At 70.3% G+C, this 22,971-nt stretch carries 17 protein-coding genes and 2 pseudogenes; 9 read left to right on the top strand and 10 right to left on the bottom strand.

The annotated features are described in order from the left end of the window. Positions 1-42: 42 nt before the first annotated feature. From U9977_RS12205 to U9977_RS12190, 4 genes are all read right to left on the bottom strand, one after another. Entirely contained in the window at positions 43-195 is a 153-nt protein-coding gene (locus U9977_RS12205; RefSeq protein WP_322749349.1) for a hypothetical protein, read from the bottom strand. A gap of 43 nt (positions 196-238) precedes the next feature. Further along, a complete protein-coding gene (locus tag U9977_RS12200) occupies positions 239-1,552 on the bottom strand; it encodes a coenzyme F420-0:L-glutamate ligase (protein WP_322749348.1) in 1,314 nt (437 codons plus the stop codon). Next, complete coding sequence (cofD, locus tag U9977_RS12195) at positions 1,545-2,504, bottom strand: 2-phospho-L-lactate transferase (protein WP_322749352.1); 960 nt, start codon at positions 2,502-2,504, stop codon at positions 1,545-1,547. The genes U9977_RS12200 and cofD overlap by 8 nt, the downstream gene beginning before the upstream one ends. A gap of 204 nt (positions 2,505-2,708) precedes the next feature. Further along, complete coding sequence (locus U9977_RS12190; protein WP_322749347.1) at positions 2,709-3,284, bottom strand: helix-turn-helix domain-containing protein; 576 nt, start codon at positions 3,282-3,284, stop codon at positions 2,709-2,711. Between the two features lie 273 nt (positions 3,285-3,557). Here U9977_RS12190 and U9977_RS12185 point away from each other — a divergent pair, with 273 nt between their 5' ends. From U9977_RS12185 to U9977_RS12165, 5 genes are all read left to right on the top strand, one after another. Beyond that, the gene (locus U9977_RS12185) at positions 3,558-3,872 is read left to right on the top strand and encodes a hypothetical protein (protein WP_322749346.1); all 315 of its coding nucleotides are present in this window, start codon (positions 3,558-3,560) and stop codon (positions 3,870-3,872) included. 216 nt (positions 3,873-4,088) lie between these two features. After that, positions 4,089-6,731 (top strand): bifunctional FO biosynthesis protein CofGH, encoded by a 2,643-nt coding sequence (locus U9977_RS12180; protein WP_322749351.1) that lies wholly within the window; start codon positions 4,089-4,091, stop codon positions 6,729-6,731. Positions 6,732-7,605: 874 nt separating this feature from the next. Further along, entirely contained in the window at positions 7,606-7,845 is a 240-nt protein-coding gene (locus U9977_RS26950; protein WP_416210583.1) for a WhiB family transcriptional regulator, read from the top strand. Positions 7,846-7,944: 99 nt separating this feature from the next. Further along, positions 7,945-10,788 (top strand): glycosyltransferase, encoded by a 2,844-nt coding sequence (locus U9977_RS12170; protein ID WP_322749344.1) that lies wholly within the window; start codon positions 7,945-7,947, stop codon positions 10,786-10,788. Then, positions 10,785-12,287, top strand: coding sequence for a DUF5719 family protein (locus U9977_RS12165; RefSeq protein ID WP_322749343.1), 1,503 nt, complete (start codon positions 10,785-10,787; stop codon positions 12,285-12,287). The genes U9977_RS12170 and U9977_RS12165 overlap by 4 nt, the downstream gene beginning before the upstream one ends. A 177-nt stretch (positions 12,288-12,464) precedes the next feature. Here the strand turns inward: U9977_RS12165 and manA are convergent, their stop codons facing one another. Together manA and U9977_RS12155 are read right to left on the bottom strand one after the other, a co-directional pair. Further along, a complete protein-coding gene (gene manA, locus U9977_RS12160; RefSeq protein WP_322749342.1) occupies positions 12,465-13,703 on the bottom strand; it encodes a mannose-6-phosphate isomerase, class I in 1,239 nt (412 codons plus the stop codon). Between the two features lie 93 nt (positions 13,704-13,796). Beyond that, positions 13,797-14,309: a metallopeptidase family protein gene (locus U9977_RS12155; protein ID WP_322749341.1), complete on the bottom strand. Its 513-nt coding sequence runs from the start codon at positions 14,307-14,309 to the stop codon at positions 13,797-13,799. A gap of 215 nt (positions 14,310-14,524) precedes the next feature. Between U9977_RS12155 and U9977_RS12150 the strand changes: the two genes are divergently transcribed. The 4 genes and pseudogenes from U9977_RS12150 to U9977_RS12135 all read left to right on the top strand — a co-directional run bounded on the left by U9977_RS12150 (position 14,525) and on the right by U9977_RS12135 (position 17,986). Beyond that, positions 14,525-14,872, top strand: a complete 348-nt coding sequence (locus U9977_RS12150) for a DUF3499 domain-containing protein (RefSeq protein WP_322749340.1) — start codon at positions 14,525-14,527, stop codon at positions 14,870-14,872. Positions 14,873-14,986: 114 nt separating this feature from the next. Further along, positions 14,987-16,351 carry a phosphomannomutase/phosphoglucomutase gene (locus U9977_RS12145; RefSeq protein WP_322749339.1) on the top strand — a complete coding sequence of 455 codons (1,365 nt, stop codon included), beginning with the start codon at positions 14,987-14,989 and terminating at the stop codon, positions 16,349-16,351. Beyond that, a pseudogene (locus U9977_RS12140) lies at positions 16,348-16,527 on the top strand (Trm112 family protein); the annotation flags it as partial. The gene U9977_RS12145 and the pseudogene U9977_RS12140, both read left to right, overlap by 4 nt. Before the next feature lie 310 nt (positions 16,528-16,837). Then, a complete protein-coding gene (locus U9977_RS12135) occupies positions 16,838-17,986 on the top strand; it encodes an SIS domain-containing protein (RefSeq protein ID WP_416210582.1) in 1,149 nt (382 codons plus the stop codon). A gap of 74 nt (positions 17,987-18,060) precedes the next feature. Here the strand turns inward: U9977_RS12135 and U9977_RS12130 are convergent, their stop codons facing one another. The 4 genes and pseudogenes from U9977_RS12130 to U9977_RS12115 all read right to left on the bottom strand — a co-directional run. Beyond that, positions 18,061-18,426: a hypothetical protein gene (locus U9977_RS12130; RefSeq protein ID WP_322749337.1), complete on the bottom strand. Its 366-nt coding sequence runs from the start codon at positions 18,424-18,426 to the stop codon at positions 18,061-18,063. Between the two features lie 82 nt (positions 18,427-18,508). Beyond that, complete coding sequence (locus U9977_RS12125) at positions 18,509-19,321, bottom strand: GNAT family N-acetyltransferase (RefSeq protein WP_322749336.1); 813 nt, start codon at positions 19,319-19,321, stop codon at positions 18,509-18,511. A gap of 312 nt (positions 19,322-19,633) precedes the next feature. Then, positions 19,634-21,952: a transglycosylase domain-containing protein gene (locus tag U9977_RS12120; RefSeq protein WP_416210581.1), complete on the bottom strand. Its 2,319-nt coding sequence runs from the start codon at positions 21,950-21,952 to the stop codon at positions 19,634-19,636. 666 nt (positions 21,953-22,618) lie between these two features. Beyond that, a pseudogene (locus U9977_RS12115) lies at positions 22,619-22,971 on the bottom strand (RDD family protein); the annotation flags it as partial.

Below are 22,971 nucleotides of genomic sequence, written 5' to 3'. Positions count from 1 at the left end.
GGGCGCTCTTACGGCGACGATCCTGCCGTCGGCAGTCCTCAGTCAGATCAGCAGGTCTTCCCGCGTGAACCCGAGCTCGGCGAGCACCTCATCGAACGGCACCGGGTCCCCGCCCTCGGCGAGTGCTGCATCCAGACACAGGCGGTCGTCCTCGTCCTCGTCCTCGTCCTCGTCGTCCGTCGTCCGTCGTCTCATAGACCGTGTCAATCAACGGTTCAGTCACCCGCACTCACCTCCGCTAGCGGTTGACGACGAACGCGGCGACATCGCGCGCCGGGCGATCGGCAGGCGCCTGCGCCGGGTGCCCGATGCCGACGGCACCCATGGGCTGCCACTGCGCCGGCAGCCCCAGCACGGCGCGGACCACGTCCGGGCAGAACAAGGTACTCGAAACCCAGCATGATCCCAGGTCGTCCGCGGCCAGGCAGACCAGCATGTTCTGGACGCCGGCACCCATCGCGACCAGGAACATCCGCTCCTCCGCGGCGGCCCGCCGGCTGTCCGGGTAGGCGTGGGCGCCGTCGGTGACCAGGCACGGGATGACCAGGACGGGCGCACGGCGCAGCACGTTCCCGCGGGCGAGCCGCCGGGCGACCGCCGCCTCGTCGAAGCCGTCGGCGGTCAGGTCCGCGGCCCAGGCGGTGGCCATCGCGTCAAGGAGCTGGTCGCGGGCCTGCGTCACGACCACGAACCGCCACGGTGCGGTGTGGTGCGGTGCGGGCGCGGTCAGGGCCGCCGCGAACGCACGCTCGATGGCGGCCGGATTCACCGGCCGGTCGCTGAACTCGCGGATGGTCCGCCGAGCGCTGACCGCCGCCCGCTGGGCTTCGGCGGTGCCGAGCCGGAACATGTCCTCAGCCGCCGGGCGTACCAGTGCCCGGACCCCGCGACCGTCGTCGGCGCGCGCGCGGAATCCGCGTACGAGCGCCACCGGCACTCCGGTCAGCTTCCCTTTGACCAGGTCGGCGGCGGCAGCCAGCTCATCCGCCTCGGCGATCTCGGTCATGCCGAGTTCGTTGCCGTACGGGTCGACATCGCCGACGTGGCTGCGCAGGGCGGCCATGCCCGCGACGCCGATGGCATGGTCGGTCAGGCCGGCCCGCCACGGCCGACCGGTGGTGTCGCTGACGATGACGGCGACGTGCACGCCCAGGCGCGCGTGCAGCCCGTCCGCCAGCGCCCGGGCGCTGGCATCCGGGTCGACCGGCAGCAGGGCGATCTCATCCTTGATCACATTGGATGCGTCCACCCCGGCGCTGGCGATGACGAACCCGTGCCGGGTCTCCACGATCCGGGTCGGCCCCCGCCGCGCCACCTCGCGGACGGTTTCGGCCTCGACGGCGGCCAGCCGGGCCGCCTCCCGGTCGCCGTCGACGCGGAGGAGTCGTCCTTCCGCCTTTGAGACGATCTTCGAGGTGACCACGAGGATGTCGCCGTCGCGTAGGTGGAGCTCGCGGGCGGACAGTGCCGTCACGATGAGTGCGGAAAGGTCGTCACCGGCGCGTACCTCACCGATTCCGGCCACGGCGATGATTTCCAGCGCGTCAGACACCGGCGAGCTCCAGGGCGGCGCGCACGATCTCGACCGTTGCCGCGACGTCGGTCATCAGCAGTGGACGGGCCTTCACGGTGACCCCGGGCACCTCGGTGCCGGTGTCGGCGGTGTCGACCAGCCAGCCGTCGAGAATCCCGTCGCCAGGGGCGGCGCGCCGGCGGGCACCGTAGTGGGTAGCCACGGCGCCGGCGCTGGTGGCCACACCGATCGCGGTGAGACAGGCGTCCGCCATGCCGCGCACGGGTGCACCGCCGATGATCGGGGATACGCCCACGACCGGTGCGGGCGTCCGCGCCAGTGCCGCGCGCACCCCGGGTACCGCGAGGATCGACCCGATGGACACCACCGGATTCGACGGCGGGAGGAGCACGACATCGGCGTCGGCGAGCGCGTCGAGAACGCCGGGCGCGGGTTGCGCGGCTTCGGCGCCCACCGAAATGATCTCCAGGGCTGGTGTGGCGGCACGCATCCGCAGCCACCACTCCTGAAAATGGATGGCTCGACGGCCTTCGTCGGTCTCCACGACGACGTGCGTCTCAACCCGTTCGTCGCTCATCGGCAGCAGCCGGATGCCGGGCTTCCACCGTTGGCAGAGTGCCGCGGTGACCTCGGTGAGCGGGTAGCCGGCGGCAAGCATCCGGGTGCGCACGAGATGGGTGGCAAGATCGCGGTCGCCGAGGCCGAACCAGGTGGGACCCACCCCGTAGGCCGCCAGCTCCGCTGCCACGGTGAACGTCTCGCCGTGGCGACCCCAGCCACGCTCGGGGGAGATACCACCGCCGAGCGTGTACATGACGGTGTCGAGATCAGGGCAGATCCGCAGGCCGTGCAGGGTGATGTCGTCACCGGTGTTGCCGATCACGGTGATGTCTGCGTCCGGTAACGCTGCCTGCACCCCGACCAGGAAGCGGGCGCCACCGATGCCACCCGCGAGAGCTGTGATCTTCACCTGATCCTCACGTCCCGCCATCCTGTCCCGGTCGGCCTTTTAGGAGGCCGCTGAACAACGTCTGTCCGGCTCGCGTCCCCCCGCATCCCACCTGGCGTCGTTGTCGTCGGTCCGGATAGAACACCACTATCCGGGCCTCCTCCGCCTCGCCAGCCGGGCGCGGACGGCCCGCTCGCGGATCGAACGCCGTTATTCAGCGGCCTCCTAGGACGAGACGGTCGCTTGCGCCCGCTCGTGGGGCTGGCGGGTGGTGAACGCCGCCAGCAGGTAGCGTACGAGGCTGCTGGTCGGTCGCGCGGGAGCAGGGTTGGCCAGGCCACCTTCGATGGTGGCCACGACCGCGTCCGCGGCGATTTCCCGGTCGGGTTCGGCCACCCGGTCTGTGACCGTGGCCAGCGCGAGGTCGTGGAGCCAGGCGTGCAGTCGTTCGTGATACTCCATGACCGCGGCTGAGTGTGGCGCTCGTTCGGCCACGCACGGGTGCAGGGACCGTCGGCGTTCGACCGAATCGAGGGCGGCGAGCAACTTCGCGGCCGGGTCGCCGGTGAACGTGTCGATCCGGTCGACCTCACCGTCGAGGAGCCTGTTGAGGACCGCGGCGAACGCGTGGTCCTTCGACCGGAAGTACCAGTAGACCGAACCCGGTTCGATGCCTGCGGCCCGTGCGATTTCGGCGATGGATGTGGCGGCGAAGCCCCGGGCGAGGAACTGCTGTTCAGCGACGGCCAGCAGCGCGTCAATCCGCTCCTCGCGCGGAACTTCCTGGCGGTTACGCGGCACCTGATCAGCTTAACGACCCCGGGCCCCGCGGGTCGCGGGAAGGCGGGTTGCCCGGGTCTACTGATCGTGCCTGAACGTAGTGGATGATCTTATTGTCTTCTATCTCTTGATTCTCCTTCGAGAGAGTGGTGAGACTGAGGGCGTGCGCCGACCGGCGCACCGGATCAGCGCACCGGATCAGCGAGTGGTGCCAGGCGACCGTACGTCCGCCACGGCGTTTGTCGGCGGCCCCGACATCCCGCACCCGGTGCTGAAGCAGCGGAAGGACGGTCCATGCCTGAGAACATCAAGAAGCCGCCGATCGTGATGAAGCCGGTGATCGCATTGAAGCCGCCGATCGTGATGAGGCACAGCCTCGACGCTGTCACCGCAACCCTGGCCCGGGCGCTGGCTGGCGCGCGCCATCCGCAGGTGGAGGCCGCCAGGCGGTCCGAGCTGCGCCAGCGGGCGGGCCGGTCCCCGACGCAGCGCGACGCCGCGTCAAAGCGTTGCGACCAACTCGCCGCCCGGTGCCGTACCTACCACACCCTTGGCGTCGTTGGTGGGTTCCGCGCAAGCAGCCCACCGTGTCCGGGTCGGACGGGATGACCGGCTGACCCGGGGTCTCCTGGCGCCTGCGGGCCGGCGGACGCTGTCGACGGCGCAGACCGCAGGAGACCGACAGATGATTATTGGGGTTCGGGTGAGCAGATGACGAAATCATGGAAGTCGGACAGCGGTTCGGCCGGCGGTTCGGACAGCGGTTCGGCCGGCGGTTCGGCCGGCGGTGGCGCGCGTGAGTCCGCACGGCCGGTGCCGGCCACCATGCCGGCCACCATGGCGGCCACCATGGCGGACCCGCTCGTGCCCGGTGCTGCGGCCCTGCGCCGTGCGCTGCGGCGGGCCCGTGACGGCGTGGTCCTCGACGCGGTGGAGGCGGCCGTCCTGATGGCCGCCCGCGGGGAGGATCTCGCTGACCTGTCCCGGTCGGCCGCGCGGGTCCGTGACGCGGGCCTGCGCTCCGCCGGGCGTCCGGACACGATCACTTACTCGCCCAAGGTGTTCATCCCGCTGACCCGGTTGTGTCGGGACAGGTGTCACTACTGCACCTTCGCGACCGTCCCGCAGCGGTTGCCCGCTCCCTTCCTGACCCTCGACGAGGTCGTCGACATCGCCCGCCGGGGTGCGGCGGCCGGCTGCGCGGAGGCGTTGTTCACGCTGGGTGATCGTCCGGAGGACCGCTGGCCCGCTGCACGCGACTGGTTGGATTCCCATGGCTATGACTCGACCCTGGGATACCTGCGGGCCGCGGCCATCGCCGTCCTGGAGGAGACAGGGCTGTTGCCGCACCTGAACCCGGGTGTCCTGTCCTGGGCGGAGCTGGCTCGGCTCAAGCCGGTCGCGCCGTCCATGGGCATGATGCTGGAGACGACCGCGGCCCGGCTGTGGTCGACGCCGGGCGGACCGCACTACGGCTCACCCGACAAGGAGCCGGCGCGCCGACTGCGGGTGCTGGAAGACGCCGGTCGCCTGGCTGTGCCGTTCACCACCGGCCTGCTGCTGGGGATCGGCGAGACTCGCGTGGAACGGGCCGAGACCCTGTTTGCGATCCGGGGTGTGGCCCGACGCTACCGCGGCATCCAGGAGGTGATCGTCCAGAACTTCCGGGCCAAGGACGACACGGCGATGCGGGGCGAGCCGGACGTCGGTGCACAGGAACTTGCGGCCGCGGTCGCGGTCGCCCGGCTCGTTCTCGGGCCGTCCGTCCGCATCCAGGCACCGCCGAACCTGGTCGACGTCGACGAATGCGCGCTGTTGCTGGCCGCGGGCATAGACGACTGGGGTGGGGTGTCGCCGGTCACACCGGACCACGTCAATCCCGAACGCCCCTGGCCGGCGGTTGAGACGCTGGCCACGCTCACGCGGGCGGCGGGCTTCGCGCTGCGGCCGCGACTGACCGCCTACCCGCCATATCTCGACGAACCCTGGCTGGACCCGCGGCTGCGATCCCATGTCGACGCCCTGGCCGGTCCGGATGGTCTGTTGCGGGCCGGAGCCGCCGCGCTCGGCCGTCCATGGCAGGAACCCGACGGCGGCCTCGCCGACGGCGGCCGGGTCGATCTGCACGCGGCCATCGACGTCACCGGCCGCCAGGCCGACCGCCGAGCGGACTTCGCCTCGGTGTACGGCGACTGGGACGTCCTGCGCGAGCAGGTCAGCGCAGCCGGCACGGGTGCTGACGGGGTCGTCGGCACGGGGGCGCGTGCGCGTGCGGGGGCGCCGGTGCGTCTGGACGACGCGGAGCGGACCGCGCTGCGCCACGCCAGCGGTGACCCGGCGGGGATCAGCGACGCGGACGCCCTGGTGCTGTTCGGCGCGGCCGGCACGGCCCTGGAGGAGCTCTGCCGGCTCGCGGACGACCTGCGCCGGGACACGGTCGGTGAGGACGTGACCTACGTCGTCAACCGGAACATCAATTTTACGAATGTCTGCTACACGGGGTGCCGGTTCTGCGCGTTCGCACAGCGGCGCAACGACGTCGACGCCTACACCCTGTCCCAGCAGGAGGTCGGTGTCCGGGCCGAACAGGCGTGGGCGGTGGGCGCGACCGAGATCTGCATGCAGGGCGGCATCCACCCGGACCTGCCGGGGACCGCGTACTTCGAGCTGGCCCGCGAGATCAAGCGGCGGGTGCCCGGTCTCCACCTGCACGCCTACTCTCCGATGGAGGTCGTCAACGGCGTCACCCGGACAGGTCTGTCCATCCGCGACTGGCTGACTGCCGCTCGTGAGGCCGGTGTCGACTCGATCCCCGGAACGGCCGCGGAGATCCTCGACGACGACGTGCGATGGGTGCTGACCAAGGGCAAGCTGCCGACCTCGACCTGGGTGGAGATCATCACAACCGCGCATGAGGTGGGCTTGCCCTCCTCGGCCACGATGATGTACGGGCACGTGGACACACCGACGCAGTGGGTGGCTCACCTGCGGCTGCTGCGCCGCATCCAGGAGCGTACCGGGGGGTTCACCGAGTTCGTGGCGCTGCCGTTCGTCCACCACAGTTCGCCGATCTATCTGGCCGGCGTGGCCAGGCCCGGTCCCACCGTCGGTGAGAACCGGGCGGTGCACGCGATGGCCCGGCTGTTGTTGCACGGCGCGATCGACAACATCCAGTGTTCGTGGGTGAAGCTCGGTCCGGACGGCTGTCAGCAGGTCCTCCGTGGCGGGGTCAACGATGTCGGTGGAACCCTCATGGAGGAGACGATCAGCCGCATGGCGGGTTCCGAGCACGGGTCGGCCCGATCCATCGCCGAGCTGGAGGCTATGGCAGCCGGGGCGGGCCGGCCTGCACGCCAGCGCACCACGACCTACGGAGCCGTCGGCGCGGAGCGGTTCGCCGCGGCCCGCCGGGATGTCGTGGCCGAGCCTTCCGCCGCCGCCGGCAGGGTACTTCCGATCATCTCCTGACGGGTCCTGGGTCCCGACTTCGTCGTGCCGGTGAGTTGATCGACTGTCCTGCCGGACAATGGTTCCAAAGCTGGGGTCTACCGTCGGGATGCCGGGCCGGGCCGGGCCGCGATCGCCGCTCGCGGGTCGTTGCACCGGCGGCGGCGGCCTGCGTTCAGCTCCGGTGTCCCGGTGTCCCGGTGTCCCGGTGTGGGTGGCCGGTCGCTGAGCTCGTCGGTCGGCGCCTCGGTAGCGCCGTGTCCACAGAAGTCCGGTGGATGGGAGGAGATGTCATGAGAAGGACAATTCATGACGGATTTATGCAATTCCGGACGGTAAGATGGGCTGGTCAGGGGGTGCGAGGGGCTGATGTGTGTCGCTCAGGGCTGCGAACAGGGACCCTCTGTAATGACATCTTGCTACCGTGAGCTATTGTCTGATCGCTGGTTGTAGAAGATGTTGCGCTGGTGGGGTTGACGTCGCCGAGTCCGGCGCGTGTAATTACCGGCGTGTCATTTCCCCCGCCGGTGGGGAAAGTGCGATAAAGCGCTTGCCCCACCGGTGTGGACACCAGTCACCTGCGCGCCGGCGCCCGGGGGGTGGCCGACCGCACCGCGACGGGTCTGGAGGAGTCCACATGGAACGCACCGACGCGGGCGCCCACATCGTCCTCGCCGAAACGCACCGGTCACGTACCGGGTTGTCCGCCGGGGCGGCCGTTGACCGGTGGCCAGGGCAGGCCGACCCCGGTCACCAGGCCGGTGGGGAGCTGATCGCTGTCGAATTTGATCTAAATGCGGCCTACGACGACGAACCTGCCAAGTCGGCGCATGCCGATGACGCGGCAATCGTCGAGCATCGTGATCATAGCTCGGCTGATGTCATTAAGATCGGCATGGACGACATCTTCGCGGACCCACCGGAGTGGCAGGAGCGCGCACTGTGCGCCCAAACCGATCCGGAGGCGTTCTTTCCGGAGAAGGGCGGCTCGACCCGCGAGGCCAAGCGCATCTGCTCGGGCTGCGAGGTCAGGGACGAGTGCCTCGAATACGCGCTCGAAAAGGATGAACGGTTCGGGATCTGGGGTGGGATGTCCGAGCGGGAACGGCGCCGGTTGCGCCGCCGGGCGGTCTGAGCGTCCCGCCGCGGAAGCCGGCTGGAAGCCATCCGGCGCGTGGTGACCGCTCGGTCGCATGCAACGGGCGCCGCACCGACGGCCGGGCCGAGTCCGTCCGTGCCGGGTCGTGGCCCGGACCGCACTGCGGTCGGCCTGGATGCGGTCAATCTTGATGCCGTCGATGTGGTCGCGCTTGTGGTGATGTCGGCGCCGGGACCGGCACCGTCACGCAGCGCGCTGCGCGGGCAGACCCGCGTGCCGGACCAGGTGATCATGGTGGAGGTGGGCGGGGACGATTCGCCGGGGCGCACCTACGGTTCCATGGTTACCGAGGCTCTCGCGATGGCGGGCACGGCGCCAGCCGAGGGATTCCTGTGGTTGCTACCCGCTGATGCGGTGCCGGCCCCCGACGCGCTGGAGCGGTTGCTGACCTATGCCCTGCTGGACCCGGGCGCCGCCGTGATCGGCCCGCACGTACTCGACCGGGTGGACCACCGGGTGGAAGTCGACGACGCAGGGCACGACACCGTCCGGGACGTCCTCGCGGTCTCACTGACGGGCGCGCTTGTCAGCGCCCGAGCATGGCATCTCCTCGGCGGGCTCGACCCTGAGCTGCCTACCGCGTTCGACATCGACTTCTGCTGGCGGGCGTGGCGCGCAGGGATGCGGGTGGTGGTTTTTCCGCCCGCCACGATCCGCCGTGCGCCGGCCGTCGGCGGCGAACGGGACCCATGCCTCGACCGGCTCGACCGGCTCGACCGGCTCGACCACCGGACAGTCCGGCGGGACGAGCTGCGGGTTCGGCTGGCCAACATCGGGGCGGCGCGGGTTGTGCCGGCGTGGCTGTGGCTGGTACCCGGCGGGCTCGCGCGAGGTGCCGGGGCTGCCGCCCGGGGCCGGGCCCGGCGTGGGCGTGCTGAGGTGGCCGCGGCTGTGGAGGTGTTCAGCCGTCCTGGTTGGCTGCGCCACGCGCGCCGCCGTCGGGCAGCGTGCGCCCGGGTGCCCGCGCGTGCCCTGCGTCCGCTGTTCACCGCCCGGGGCAGCCGGTTGCGCGCGGTCTGGGAGCCGCTGTCCGGTCTTTGTGCCCGTCTTGGATGGGCGGGGCAGCGTGAATGGGCGGGGCAGCGTGGCCGGGCGACCGGGCCGGGGCTGGTCCTGGCCGCAGCGCTCGCTGTTGTGACGATGTGCGCCGCACGTTTCCTGGCGGGTCCCGGCTGGGGCCCGGGGACGGCGGGCTTCGGGATGCCCGGGGTTGCCGCGCCGCTCCCGCTGCCCGATGGTGCCGGCGACCTGTGGTCGGCCGTGCTGTCCGGTTGGCGGCCCGGTGGGCACGGTAACCCCGGTGTTCCCGGTATTTTCCAGTCGACGGTGCATGGCACGCTGCCGGCCGCGCCGTGGCTGGCGGTGCTGGCCCTCCTCGCGACTGTGCTCGGCGGCAAACCGTGGCTCGCCGCCGATGTCGTCCTGCTCGCCGGACCGATGCTTGCGGGCCTCGCCGCCTATGTCGCGGCTGGGCACCTCCGGCGCGGCCCGGGCGGGCCGCTCACCGGCCAGCGGGCGTCGACGGGCCGATGGGCGGGTGATCATTGCCGGGTTCGAGCGGTCATCGCGGCGGGATATGCGCTCGGCCCACCCATGACCTGGGCGGTTGCCGTCGGGCGGGTGGATGTCGTCCTTGCGCTGATAACGGTCCCGGGTGTACTCGCGGCCGCGGTGCCGGTGGTGGCGGGTCCGGCGCCGCCCGGGTCTGCGAGCAACCTGGGATGCGGCTGGCCCGCCGCTCGTGGCCTTGCGGTGCGGCTGCTCATCGCGGTCATGTGCTCGCCGTCGCTGTTCGTGTCCGCCGTGGTCGGCCTTGCCGGTGCAACCCTGGTGCTGCGTCGCGCCCGCCGACTGCTGTTCGTGCTAGTCCCGGCCGCCGTGGCGGCGGTCGGGCTGTGGCCCTGGCGCAGGGCGGTGATGGACGATCCCGGTGCGCTGTTCACGGCGGGAACCCTCGGCATGCGTGACCCCGCATCGGGCTGGCTTGGCGGGTCCATCCCGGCTTCGGCGCAGGCCTCCGATCTGACCGGCTCCGATCTGACCGTTGCCCATCTGACCGCCGCCCATCTGACCGTTGCCCATCTGACCGTTGCCCATCTGACCGTCGCGCTGCTCGTACCCGCCGCGCTCGCGGGCGTCATCGGGGTTGTCCGGGCCGACACCCGACGGCCGGTGCTCGCGGCTTGGGGCGTTGTCCTGATCGGCTTGGTCGGTGCCGCTGTGGAGCGGCACCTGTGCGGCGCCGACCGTGACGACGTGGCGGGCGCGCAACTCGGGGTTGTCGTCGCCGGGTTGCTCCTTGCCGCGACGCTCGCGGCGTCGGGAGCGCGTGCGGCGCTGCGGCGTCATCCCTTCGGCTGGCGGCAGTTCGTGGCCGTGGTCGTCGGTGGAGCAGTGGTTGCGAGTCCGGTTGCCGGCGGCTTTGCGTTCCTGTGGGGCGGTGAGGTCGCGCGCGGTGCCGCCGCACGTGACAGCGGCGTGGTGGCGTCCGCGGTCGCGGTCGCGACGGCTGCCGGGCGGACTGCCGGCGTCCTGATACTGCGTCAGTCGTCCCAGGGCTCCCCGGTCGCCTACACCTTGACCGGCGCCCGCGGCCCCCGCCTCGCCGACCCTGCCGGGACGACGCGGATCATCCCGACGGTCCCGACCGGGCACACCGTCGACGACAGCACGGTCGAGGCGATTGTCGGTGATCTGACGGTGGGGGGGAGCTGGGGCGCAGGTGAACTCGCGGCTCTGGCCGTGCGAGCGGTCGTCGTCCCGTTTCCGGATGCGCCACCGTCGTTGACCGCCGTACTCGACGCGGTACCGGGGCTCGTGCGCGAACAGGTGCTCGCAGACGCCATGGTCTGGCGCGTGGTTCCGGCGGGGCCGGTGAACCTTCCCGCGGCGACACCGCACGCGGGATCGCGGCCATGACCGGACGGATCCGGCTCCTGCGCCGGGCGGCATCGGTCGTGGTTGGCGGCACCCTCGCCCTGGTGGCCGTGTGGTGCGTCGCGGTGTTCATCGAGCCGACGGACGGGAGGCGGCCGCGGCCGGTCCCAGCGGCGGGGTTCCCGATGCCGATCACGTCGGCGACGTTGCTGTGCCCGGATCTCAGACCGCCGGCGGGGTCCGCGGTCACGGTCGACGTCGCGACCGCCGGTGGCGGGGTGAGCGCGACGGTGCCCGCACCGGGATCGGGCCGCGGACCGGTGCTGGACGGGCAGGTCCAGCTGTCCGCGGGCGACAAGGTCAAGAATCTTCATTCCGGTCCGGTCCGGCGGCGGGCGTCGGTCCAGGTGAGTGGCGGCGAGCCGCTGGCTGTCCGCGCGAGCGGCCTCGCAGCAGCCGGGTTGAGCGCGACGGTGACCGCACCGGGAGCGGGCGGCCGCGCATCGGTGATCGCTCGCTGCGAGCGTCCCAGAAGCGAGTTCTGGCTTGTCGGTCCTGCCACGGTGGCCGGTCGGGACCCGCTGGTCGTCCTCACCAACCCCGAGGCCACACCCGCGCGGGCACAGATCACCGTGTTCGCCGACGGTGGTGCAGACAGTGGTGCAGACAGTGGCGCGGGGGCCACTACCGGCGTTGTCGTGCCGCCGCGGGCGAGCGTGACCCGTCGCCTGGCGACCTGGGTGCCGGACGCCGACGCCACCGTGGTGCGGGTACAGGTGCGTGACGGGCGTCTGGCCGCCCTGGTCCTGGACCGTGCCGGCGGCCCGTTCGCACGGGACTCGACCGTGGTGCCCGTGGTGGCCGGTGCCGGGCCGGCGGGCTCCCTGCTCCTTGTGGGCGCGGCAACGGGCGTCGGTGACGCGCGGGTCGTCGTAGCCGCTCCCGAGGCGGCGGCGGTGATCCGGCTGGATCTGTTGACACCGTCCGCGAGTTACATTCCGGTGGGTTTCGCGGACCTGCGGGTGCCACGTGGCGGCGTGATCCGGTTACCGGCCCTGCCCGGCGGAGCCGGCGTGGCGGCGCTGCGGTTGACGGTGCGCTCCGGTGGTCCGGTGATCGCTGCCCTCGGCCTGCCCATGCCGGCCGCCGGACCGGGGCAGGCCGGGTTTGGGCAGCCCGGCCTGGCCCCGGCACCGGGATACCGGTGGGTCGGCCCGGCGGATGTGATTCACCCTGTTTCGACGGCGGCCACACTGCTTCCCCCCGCCACCGGCCAGGGGGTGCGGACCCTGGTGCTCACAGCACCGGACACGGCCGTGACTGTCTGGTTCGACGGGACTCCGGTTGCGGTGCCGGCCGGACGCACGGTGGCGGTCGGGCCGGGGAACGCGACTCGGATGGTTACCCAAGGTGGTCCACTGGTGGCGGCGCTTACCGTCGGTTCGGGTGCTGGCAGCTCTGTTCTCACCCTCTCTTCGGCACCGCGGACGGTGTCAGCGCCGGCACTGGTCCACGACCCTCGGGCTGCCTTCCGCCGGTAAGAGTGCCCGGCAACAGGGGTGTGGATCAAGGTGCGTGCCCCGGCCCCGCGACGCCGCGTCCCCGTTGCCGGTCGCTCTGCGGGAACGATGTGAATCTGGTGTTGTGGCAGGAGCATCAGATTCACATCGTTAAGAGCGCCCGGGCGGAGGTGACGTCCTCAAGCCGGGTGACGTGCCCTACCCGGGTGAGGCGAGGAACACGCGGCCGACGCCGGCGAGCCCGAGCTGCGTCGATGCCGGCGACCCTGGGACGACCACCGCAGCCTGGCCGCGTTGCAGCCGGATGACGTCGGTGCCCGTGCCGTATACCTCGATGGCGCCTTCGGTGACCAGCAGGACGGCTGGACGCGTGACCGGCATGTGTCCGTCACAGGCCGTTCGTCCACCGGCCGGGGACGCATCTGCCGGGGACGCATCTGCCGGTCGGTGACAGATCGCCTCGGCCAGCTGGAAGTCGTCCACCGGCACATCCCAGGTACGCACGGTGAGACCAGCCGTCGCCAGCATTGTTCGGGGGGCGAGTACCGGCGCCGGGGTTGGCCTCGGGTCGAGAACATCGAGCAGCTCGTCCACGTCGATGTGTTTCGGCGTCAGCCCACCGCGCAGCACGTTGTCCGACGTTGCCATGATCTCGATGCCGACACCGTGGACATAGGCGTGCAGCAGGCGCGCGGGCTGGAACAATGCCTCGCCCGGCTGGAGCGCCACGTCGTTGAGCAGCAGCGCCGCGGCGATCCCCACATCACCGGGGTGTGCCGCGGCGAGGCGGCCCACCAGGTCGGCGGCTGCCGCCACATCCGGGTCCACGGGTGGTCGCAGCGCGGCGGCGGCCTCGACCAGACCGCTGGTGAAGGCATGCGCCTGTTCGGCCGGCATCGTCAGCAGCGTGCGCAGAACCGTCGCGGCTCCGGTGGACGGGTTCGCGTCCAGCGGCGTGAACGCGGCAGTCAGTGGCGGGTGACCGAGGCCACGCACCACGGCGAGGGTCCGTAGCGGGTCACGGACTCCGGCGAGCGCGCGAAATGGCGTGAGCGCGACAAGCAGCTCGGGTTTGTGATTACGGTCCCGATAGCGGCGCCAGGTGGCGTCGCGCGGAACGCCGCACCTTTCCTCGTCGTCAAAGCCGGTTCGCGCCCGTGCCGCGTCCGGGTGGACCTGCAACGAGAGCGCCTTCTCCGCGGCGAGAACCTTCAGCAGGAAAGGCAGCGGGCCCACGACATCGACTGCCGGCCGCAGCCCGCCGACGGTCTCGACCTCGGATGGGGCGCCCGGATGGGTTCCCAGCCAGAGCTCCGCGGCCGGTTGGCCGGTGGGGGCCTCGCCGAGCAGGTCGTAAATGGCGGTGGACGAGCCCCAATCATAGTTGCGCACCCGACCGAACAACCGCAGGATCCGGTCGGGCTTTCCGACGGTCACTGGTGCCCGTCCTCCTTGTGAACTGTTCGAATCGCACGGTCGCGCGAGAATTGGAGGCCCCGGGCGTTTCTATTCGCCTATTCGCCTATTCGCCTATTCGTCTTCGTGCCAGCCGTGGCCCTCCGGGTCGATGACCTCCGGTTCCATGCCGAGCATGTCCGCGACCTTGTGGATGAGGACGTCCAGGATGAGCTCGGCGAGGTCGTCGGTGTCCATCGCGCGGGCCTCCAGCGGCCGGCGGTAGATGACGATCCGGTGCGGTGTCGCGGAGCGTCCTCGCCCGGCCGGCGGCTGGTGGTGAGCCAGCGGTACGGGTTCTTCCGGAGCGAGGACCGCAGGCACGGGCGGGACGTCCTCGACCGCGAACTCGACGTCGGACAGTTCGGCGGACCAGCGGTGCTCGAGGTGCTCGACGGCGTCCAGGACGAGGTCGTCGAACCGTTCGCCGCGGCTGCGATAGGCGGGGACCTCCGGCGGGAGGAGGACACCACGCAGGCCGCGTCCGCGCCGGTCACGGCGCCGTGACATGGGGATGGGAGGCTGTGGGGACGGGAAGGCCGGCACGGGGGTTCCCCAGGAGGCGCCGGGAGAGGCGTTGTCCGCCATGGCGTGAGCGTACGGCTCGCGACGAGAGGCCGTACCGATGCCCTCCGGATTCATCAGGTGAATTTCGCCTCGGTTACCCTGACGTGTCTGCCGGTGTCCGCCAGTTCACCTGCTGGGTGCGGAGTGTAATTGATTACTTACCAGCGTTCCGCGGGTGGGTGCGACACGGCGGGTGGTGGTGGCCGTCGCCCGTTCCGGGGGCTACCGTCCGGAACGTGAAGCCTCGCCGCTGCTCCCGCTCGGCATGCTCAGCGGCCGCGGTCGCCACGCTCACGTACGCCTACGCCGAGTCGACAGCCGTCCTCGGGCCGCTCTCCCCATACGTCGAGCCGCATTCCTACGACCTGTGTGGGCCGCACGCCGACCGCCTCACTGTGCCACTGGGCTGGGCGGTCGTGCGGATCGAGGGTGAGACCAGGCACGGCGCAGCCTCTGATGATCTTGAGGCGCTCGCGGACGCGGTTCGTGAGGTGAGCCGACCACCTGTCCACAAGGACCCGCCCGATCCGTCGGCACCCGGAGGTCGACGTGGTCACCTGCGGGTCCTGCCCCGGCCGAGCTGAGTTCGCGTCGGTAGGGTCTTTGGTGCCGGTGTTGGCTGGCGTTCCCAGGGGCAGGCGGGCGCGGGACGATCTGTGATCGCGTACCCTGCGGGCAAGCGGAGGAAGGGCGGAAGGGTGCACGATCTGTCGCGGATCTTCAAGGCGTATGACGTGCGGGGGGTTGTGCCCTCAGAGCTGGACACCGATGTCGCCCGCGCGATCGGAGCCGCGTTCGTGCACGTGCTGGCGGCGCCACGGATCGTCGTCGCGCACGACATGCGTGACTCGTCGGTCCCGCTCTCGACGGCGTTTGCCGACGGGGCTGCCGGCCAGGGCGCGGATGTCATCATGATCGGGCTCGGTTCGACCGACCTGCTCTACTTCGCCGCCGGGTCGCTGGACATCCCGGGAGCGATGTTCACCGCATCCCACAACCCGGCCAAGTACAACGGCGTCAAGCTGTGCCGGGCCGGCGCGGCTCCGATCGGGGCGGACACCGGTCTCGGGGACATCCGCGCCATGGTCGAGGCGGGGATTCCCGCGTTCACCGGACCGCGCGGTACGATCACCCACAGCGACCTGTTGGCGGCATACGCCGAGCACCTGTGCACCCTGGTCGACCTGTCGGCCATCCGACCGCTGCGGGTCGTGGTGGACGCGGGTAACGGTATGGGCGGTCTGACCGTCCCGGCCGTGTTCGAGGGGCTGCCGCTGACGGTCCACCCGCTGTACTTCGAACTGGACGGGTCCTTCCCCAACCACGAGGCCAACCCGATCGAGCCGGCGAACCTGCGTGACCTGCAGGCCGCGGTTCGCGCTACCGGGGCCGACATCGGGCTCGCCTTCGACGGTGACGCGGACCGCTGCTTCGTCGTCGACGAACGTGGCGAGTGCGTGTCGCCGTCCACCATCACCGCGTTGGTCGCCGAGCGGGAACTCGCCCGCGAGCCCGGTGCGACGATCATTCACAATGTGATCGTCAGCAACGCCGTGCCCGAGCTCGTCACCAGGCTCGGCGGCGTGCCGGTGCGGACCCGCGTCGGCCATTCGTTCATCAAGGCGGAGATGGCGCGTACCGGTGCGATCTTCGGTGGCGAGCACTCCGGTCACTTCTATTTCCGGGACTTCTGGCGGGCCGACTCCGGGATGCTCGCCGCGATGCACGTCCTGGCCGCGCTCGGTGAGCAGGAGCGGCCGCTGTCGCGCCTGCTCGACGGCTATGCGCCGTACACGCTCTCCGGTGAGATCAACTCCGAGGTCGCCGACGCCGGGGTCGCGATGGCCGAGATCGAGAAGGCCTATGTGGGGCTCGCGACCGGTATCGACCATCTCGACGGGCTGACCGTCTCGCTCGGTGATGGCGTGTGGTTCAACCTGCGCCCGTCCAACACCGAACCGCTGCTGCGCCTGAACGTGGAGGCTCCCGACCATGCCACGATGTCACGGGTGCGGGACGAGGTCCTCACCCGCATTCGTCATGGAAGGGAGATCGACCGTTGAGTCTCGATCCACTCCTGCTGGAGATTCTCGCCTGCCCGTGCCCGGCCCATGCCCCGCTGCGCTCAGACGCCCTCGCCGGTGAGCCCGTCCTGGTCTGCACCTCGTGCGGCCTGGCCTTCCCGGTCCGCGACGAGATCCCGGTGATGCTGCTTGACGAGGCAGTTCCCTTTGGTGGCGCTGTCCAGACTGGCGACGTGCAGACTGGCGCTGTCCAGACTGGCGACGTGCAGACTGGCGCTGTCCAGACCGATCCCCGGCCACGGGACGCGGTAGGGGATGCGACCGGCGATGTTGAGACCCCGGTGCCCAGCTCGTCCTGAGAAATGGGTCGACATATGGGGTGACCGGCGCCGGGAGCATCGCATGGCCGGCGGCCCGGACGAGCGAACGCGATGATGGGCCAGACACGCGGAAACTGGGGGGGCGATCGTGGACGAGGGCATCCTTGACGATGTTGCCCGGCTGACCGGGGCCGACCCGTCCGGCATGCTGCTGCACGTGGCGTCGTCGGCCCGCCAGGTCCGGGAGTCCGCGGCGCTGGCGCAGGAGACCGGGGTCGCCTCGCTCGCGGCTGACGGCCGTCCGCGCGCCGTGCTGGTGGCCGGGGCCGGCGGCTCGACGGCGCTCGGTGCGGCGCTCACCGCGGTGACGGGCCCCGACTGCCCCGTTCCGGTACTCGAATACGACGGTTTCGGTCTGCCCGGATGGGCCGGTGTGGCCGACCTGGTGATCGTCGTGTCGGGCTCGGGACGCGATGGGCAGGCGCTGTCCGCGCTGGAGGAAGCTGATCGTCGCGGCTGCCGGACGCTTGCCGTGGGCGCACCCGACTCGCCGCTGGCCGCGCTGGCAGACCGGGCCCGGGCACTGTTCGTTGCGGTCCCGGTGGTGGACGCCAGGCCCACCCGCGCGAGTTTCTGGGCGCTGCTCGTCCCGACGGTGGTTGCCGTGCACGCCCTGGGTCTCGTCCCGGGCGGCGCCGAGGGAGCCGGCGCGATCGAGGCCACGGCCGCGCGGCTGGAGGACGTGGCGATGCGCTGCCGACCCAGCAGTGAGACGTTCGTCAGCCCCGCCAAGGAGCTGGCGCTCGCGCTGGCCGGGTCGTTGCCGCTGCTGTGGGGGACCACGGCGCTGACCGCCGCGGCGGTCAGCCGGGCGGCTGACCAGCTGGCCGCGAACGCCGGCTACCCCGCGGTGCCGGGCGTCCTGCCGGCGGCGGCTGGTGCCCAGGTGGGCATCCTGGACGGGGTGTTCGGGATCCGCGCCGGGTCCGCCGGCAGTGCCGGCCCCGATGCCGGCCCCGATGCAGCCGCCGGTACAGCCGAGGATCTCGACGACTTCTTCCGCGACCGGGTCGACGAGGCGGAGCCGGTGCGGCTTCGGTTGGTACTCCTGCGTGATCAGGCCGCGGAGCACCCGACGGTCACCCGGCAGGCCGACGCCGCGATCGTCGCCGCCGCCGAGCGCGGGATCCCGGTCACCGAGGTGTCCGCGCAGGGGTCGAGCCGCCTGGAGCGGCTGGCGTCCCTGGTCGGCCTGTTCGACTACGCCAGCGTCTACCTCGGCATCGTGCTCGGTCTCGACCCGACCCCGGTCGCCGCCGCCCGTGACCTCGACATCCGCCCACTACCGAACTGACACCAGCAGGCCGTACCGACCGACGACGGCCGGCGTGGCCCCGTGAGTTTGTTCGTCGACCGCGGGCGCCGTGGTCAACATCCCCGTGCCGGCTGCCAGCTGAGCGCCCGCAGGTGGGGCCGGACCGGCGGATTCCCGCTGTCGATGCTCTCGACCTGCACCGTGACGCAGGCACCGACCTGAAGTCCTCGCAGGATCTCCGCGCTGGCCAGGTAGCAGTCACCCGAGTCTGGCGGTTCCCAGGCGCTGCAGAAGCTGATGGGACCTACGGTTGTGACTATTCCCGTCCTCGTCATGTGCCGATCCCTGTGCAGGAAGTACACGATTGTCGCCGCCGTTGCGGTGAGCACCAGAACGGCGGCCGCGAAGTAGGCCAATCGGATGTGCGATCGCGCCGGATTCACATTGATCGCCTTCTGTCGATGGCCGGCAGAAGACATCGGGAATCTTTGCCCTGCTGGCGCGGTCCCTCCTCCGCTCAGTCAGGGAGGGCGGAGGAGGAGACGTTGCGCGGCGGTGGCGTCAGACCGCGAGCAGGTACTCGTCCCAGAACCGGCCGTCGTAGTAGTTGAAGTCCCGCAGTCGACCTTCGATATCGAACCGGCGTCCCTCGCCACTGGCGATCAGTTCATAGTTGAATTCCGGCACCTCCATGTACAGCTTGCGCAGGTTCCAGACCTGGAACAGATATCGGACGAACAGCTCGACCGCGCTGGCGGGCAGCCCGGTGAGCATGTAGTCCGGAGTGAACACCGCGGCCAGGTAGGCGATGCCGCGGGTGGTGTCCGCGTTGTAGGCGACGACAAGACCGATCGGCTCTCCCGTCGCGGGGAGCACCACGACGAACTGGGCGAGCACCCCCTGCCACAGCCCCGCCTGGAACGTCTCCTGGTTCGGCACGGTTCCGCGGAAACGCCAGCGGAAACCGACCTCCTCCGAGATCGCCAGCTCGTACAGGAACGGCAGGTACTCCGGAGTCACCGGCCGCAACGCGAATCTGCCGTTGTGCAGCCTGGGTGACCTCACTCCGGCTCGAGTCACGGGGCCGGGCGGCACGTCTCGCCGACGGCCGACGACCGGGTGCCCGTCACCGGCGCTGCCACGGGCAGCCTCGAGGAGCATGCACGCGTCCGCGACAGTTGCGATCTGGCCCGCGGGGGTCGCGTCGATGTCCACGCCCCGCGCCGCGAGCCAGACCAGGAGTTCCAGTTGTTGGAGCGAGTCCAGATGAAGGTCGTTGCGAAGGTCGGCGGTAGCGGTGACGGCCGATGGCTCAACGGCAAGGAGGCGACCGAGGAAACCTTCAAGATCGGTATCGCGAACGTCGGAGAGCACCGTACCCCTTCGCGTTCAACGTGGAATATGAACGATATATCCTGATAAATTGTCTAAATCATCAGATAAGACTAGATCGATGAAAGCATGAGATACGGTGGCGCGCAAGTTAATTGCACTGAGTAGCAAAATTATTGGATGTCGATCAGCGGCGCCGTGAGGATTCAGGACAGTCCACCTCGGGCTGGAGCTGCGGGAAGTTACTATTCGTAGTCGCGAGGCTGGCTGTTCCTTCTGGTCCTTCGGTTACTCAACGTCATTGCGGTGATCCTGGCGAGCACTGTTCGCCCGATCCCGGATGCGGTTACCCGGTCAGCGGGACCGGGGCGTAGTCGGCGGAGCCGTCGGGATCGTGACACCCGATGACGGTGTCGTGGCCCCACCCCCGGGCTGGGTCGTGGTGGTACCCGGCAGCAGACCGGCGGTCGGGTCGGGTGCGGAAGCGGCGGGCGCCGGCGGGGGAGTGGACAACAACCCGCCCTTGGTTCCGCTGGCCACGGTGGGATCCGCCTTTGACATCGGCATGGCCGGGACTCCGGCGAGGGCCTGGCGCAGCGAGCGGCCCCAGATGATCGCCGGGAGGTCGCCGCCGAACACATGGGGCCAGGTCCGGCCGTCCGCGACGATGCCCTTCAATGGGTTGCCCTGGGCACCTTTCGGGTTGCCGACGGCGACGGCGGCGGACATCTGCGGGGTGTACCCGACGAACCATGCGGCCGAGTAGTTGTCGGTCGTCCCAGTCTTGCCGGCAGCCGGGCGCCCGATCGCCGCGGCGTTCGGGTACCCCGTGCCCTGGGTGATCACACCGGTCAGGATGCTCGTGACGGTGTCGGCGACACCGGCGGACACCGCCCGCTTGCAGGCGGGCGCGGGGGCGATGTCGACATTCTGGTTGCTGGAGTCGGTAGCCGACAGGACGTAGCGCGGGTTGCAGTGCATACCGTGGGCGGCGAGGGTGGCGTAGGCGTTGGCCATGTCCAGCGGCGGGACGGCCTTGGAGCCGATGGTCAGGTCACCCCAGGCCTTTGCCAGGTAGGCCGCGGGGACGCCGAGCCGGTTTGCCATGTCGATGACGGCGGGTAGGCCGACTTTCTCCTCCAGCTGGATGTAATAGGTGTTCACCGACTTCCAGGTGGCTTCGGGCATGGCGTAGACGCCGCTTTCGTCCGGCTCGGCGTTGGCGTAGCCGGTGGCGCAGTCACCGCCTTCGCGCCGCCCCCCGATGGCGTACCGCTTGGAGATGTAGCAGGCCGGTGAGTAGAACTGGGTGTTCAGCCCGTAGCCTGCCTCGAGCGCGGCGGCGAGGGTGATGGTCTTGAACGTCGAGCCTGGTTGGAAGACCGCGGTGGTCGGCAACGGCTCCTTGGTCTGGTTGGCGGCGGAGTTCGAGCCGAAGACACGGTTCACCGCCATCGCCAGGATGTTGCCAGTGCCCGGTTCGATAATCACCTCGGTCGCCGATACCGGGTTGCTCGGCGCTATGACGGCGTTGACCGTGTCCTGGGCCGCAGCCTGGACCTTGGGCTGTAGCGTCGTCCTGATCACCAGGCCGCCTTCGTGGACCTGCCGGGCGCGCTCGGCCTCGGTCGTGCCCAGCGCCGGGTCGGCGAGCAGCTGGGCACGGACGAAGTCGCAGAAGAAGGGCGCGCTTGACGTCTCGCACGAGTCCTGTGCTGCCGCTGCGGCGGCCCGGATGACCGTGACCGGGGTGGCCTCCGCCGTGTCCGCGACGGCCGGGGTGATGTAGCCGAGCTCCGCCATCCGGTCCAGGACGACGTCGCGGCGGACCCTGGCGGCGTCGGGATGGTTCACCGGGTCGTACAGGGAGGGGCTCTGCACGAGCCCGGCCAGCAGCGCCGCCTGGGGCAGCGTCAGGTCTGCGATCCCGACATGGAAGTAGTTCTGGGCGGCGGTACCGACACCGTAGTTCCCGTTACCGAAGTAGGCGATGTTGAGGTAGCGGCCGAGGATCTCGTCCTTGGTGAGGGTGTTCTCCAGCGCGACGGCATACCGGGCTTCCTGGATCTTGCGCTGGAGCGACGTCCCGGCCGCGTCCTCACGCTGTTGCTTGGTACGCGCGTTCTGCAGCAGCACGTTCTTGACGTACTGCTGGGTCAGCGTCGAGGCGCCCTGCTGGACGTCGCCCGCCTCACTGTTGCGCAGCGCCGCCCGGGCGACCCCCTTCACGTCCACCCCGCCATGGGTGTAGAAACGCGAATCCTCGATGGCGACGATGGCCTCCCGCATGACCCTCGGGATGGCCTTGCCGTCAACCACGGTGCGGTTCTCCTCGCCGCGCAGCGTCGCGATGAGACTGCCGTCAGCGGCGAGGATGGTGGAGCTCTGAGGAAGCGGCGGCGTGGCGAGCTCGGCGGGCAGAGCCAGGTAATGGTCGGCCGATGCCTTGGCGAACAGGCCAACCGCGCTGATCACAGGTAGGAACAGCAGCGCCAAGCCGAGCCCTGCGGTGGTGACGACCAGCCCGATGCGGGTGAGCCGGCCACCCCGACGCCGACGACCGCCGTTGTCATCGTCGCCACCGCCACCGCCACCGCCCACCCTGTTGTCGTGACCATCCGTGAGGGTCTGCAACGCGGAGTCTCTCTGCACGGCCGTGACGTCACCTTCCATGATCACATGAGCTGTGGCCCACGAGGAGATTCTGACTGACCCCCGTGGCAGGCCGGAACCCGGCGCGCTCGCTGTCCCCTGGATGGGGCTATGTTGTGCGCCGCGCCGCCGGGTTGTGCGCGGTGCGGCTGGCCGGGTGTGCCCGGTCGCGTCGATGAGTTCCCCGGTTGTCCGAAGGCATGCGCTGGAGTATGAGCCAGGGCACACTATGCTCTGATCCGGACCTGAAAAGTCCTGAATATCCCGACCGTGCCTTTCGTGGTCCCTACAGTGGTCCCGTGGCTACGGGACGGCGCCGGTGAGCGCGCAGCCAGCTGCGGGCGATCGGCCCGAGCCTGCTGGCCGCGAAGTCAACATGCTGTGTCCGACCTGTGATGGCGTCGGGCGGGTGGGCCTGCTTCAGGCGGCGCGGCTGGATGGCGAACCATGCCAGATCAGGTCCACGACGTCCTGCCCGGACTGTGCGACCGAAGGGCACCGCCCGCTCGTGCCCCCGATGTGAATCTGATCCCGGTCGACACGCACGGTCACCGGGTGATCCTTAGGAGGCGGCGCGCCTTCTGCTGAGTCGCATCACCTGCGTCACCTGAGGGATCCGGATGATCCGCCGGTCCGGTCGCCTCGATCATTGATGGCGCCGGACGAGGATCGACCTAAAACGGGCTTTCAGCTCGGCGGGACGAAGGGGCCGGGTGCGGGTTGCTCAATCGGCTGGGTCGGCTGGGTCGGCTGCATCCGCTGGGTCGGGTGCGGGGAGACCGGATGCTGGAATGCCGGATTCGGGTAGGGCGACGGCTGCCATCCCGGCTGCCATCCCGGCGGGCCGCCGGTGAGCCGCCGATGTGCACGTGCGGTGCGTTCGGCGAGGACCGCGGACAGGTAGGCCCAACCGGGTGTGCCCGGCGGCGGTGGTGGCGTGACGACGGCAAGCACGGAAGCCACGAGCTGGCTGCCGATTCGCTCGCGAGCCTCGGGCGAGAGCTCCTGGACCCGGCCGAGGAACTGACGGACGGAGAGCG

The organism is Protofrankia sp. Cas8, assembly GCF_963555845.1.
In the GTDB taxonomy this organism is placed as follows: Bacteria; Actinomycetota; Actinomycetes; order Frankiales; family Frankiaceae; genus Protofrankia.
The sequence above is the reverse complement of the archived record's forward strand: the minus strand, read 5'-3'. Positions and strand labels throughout refer to the sequence as shown.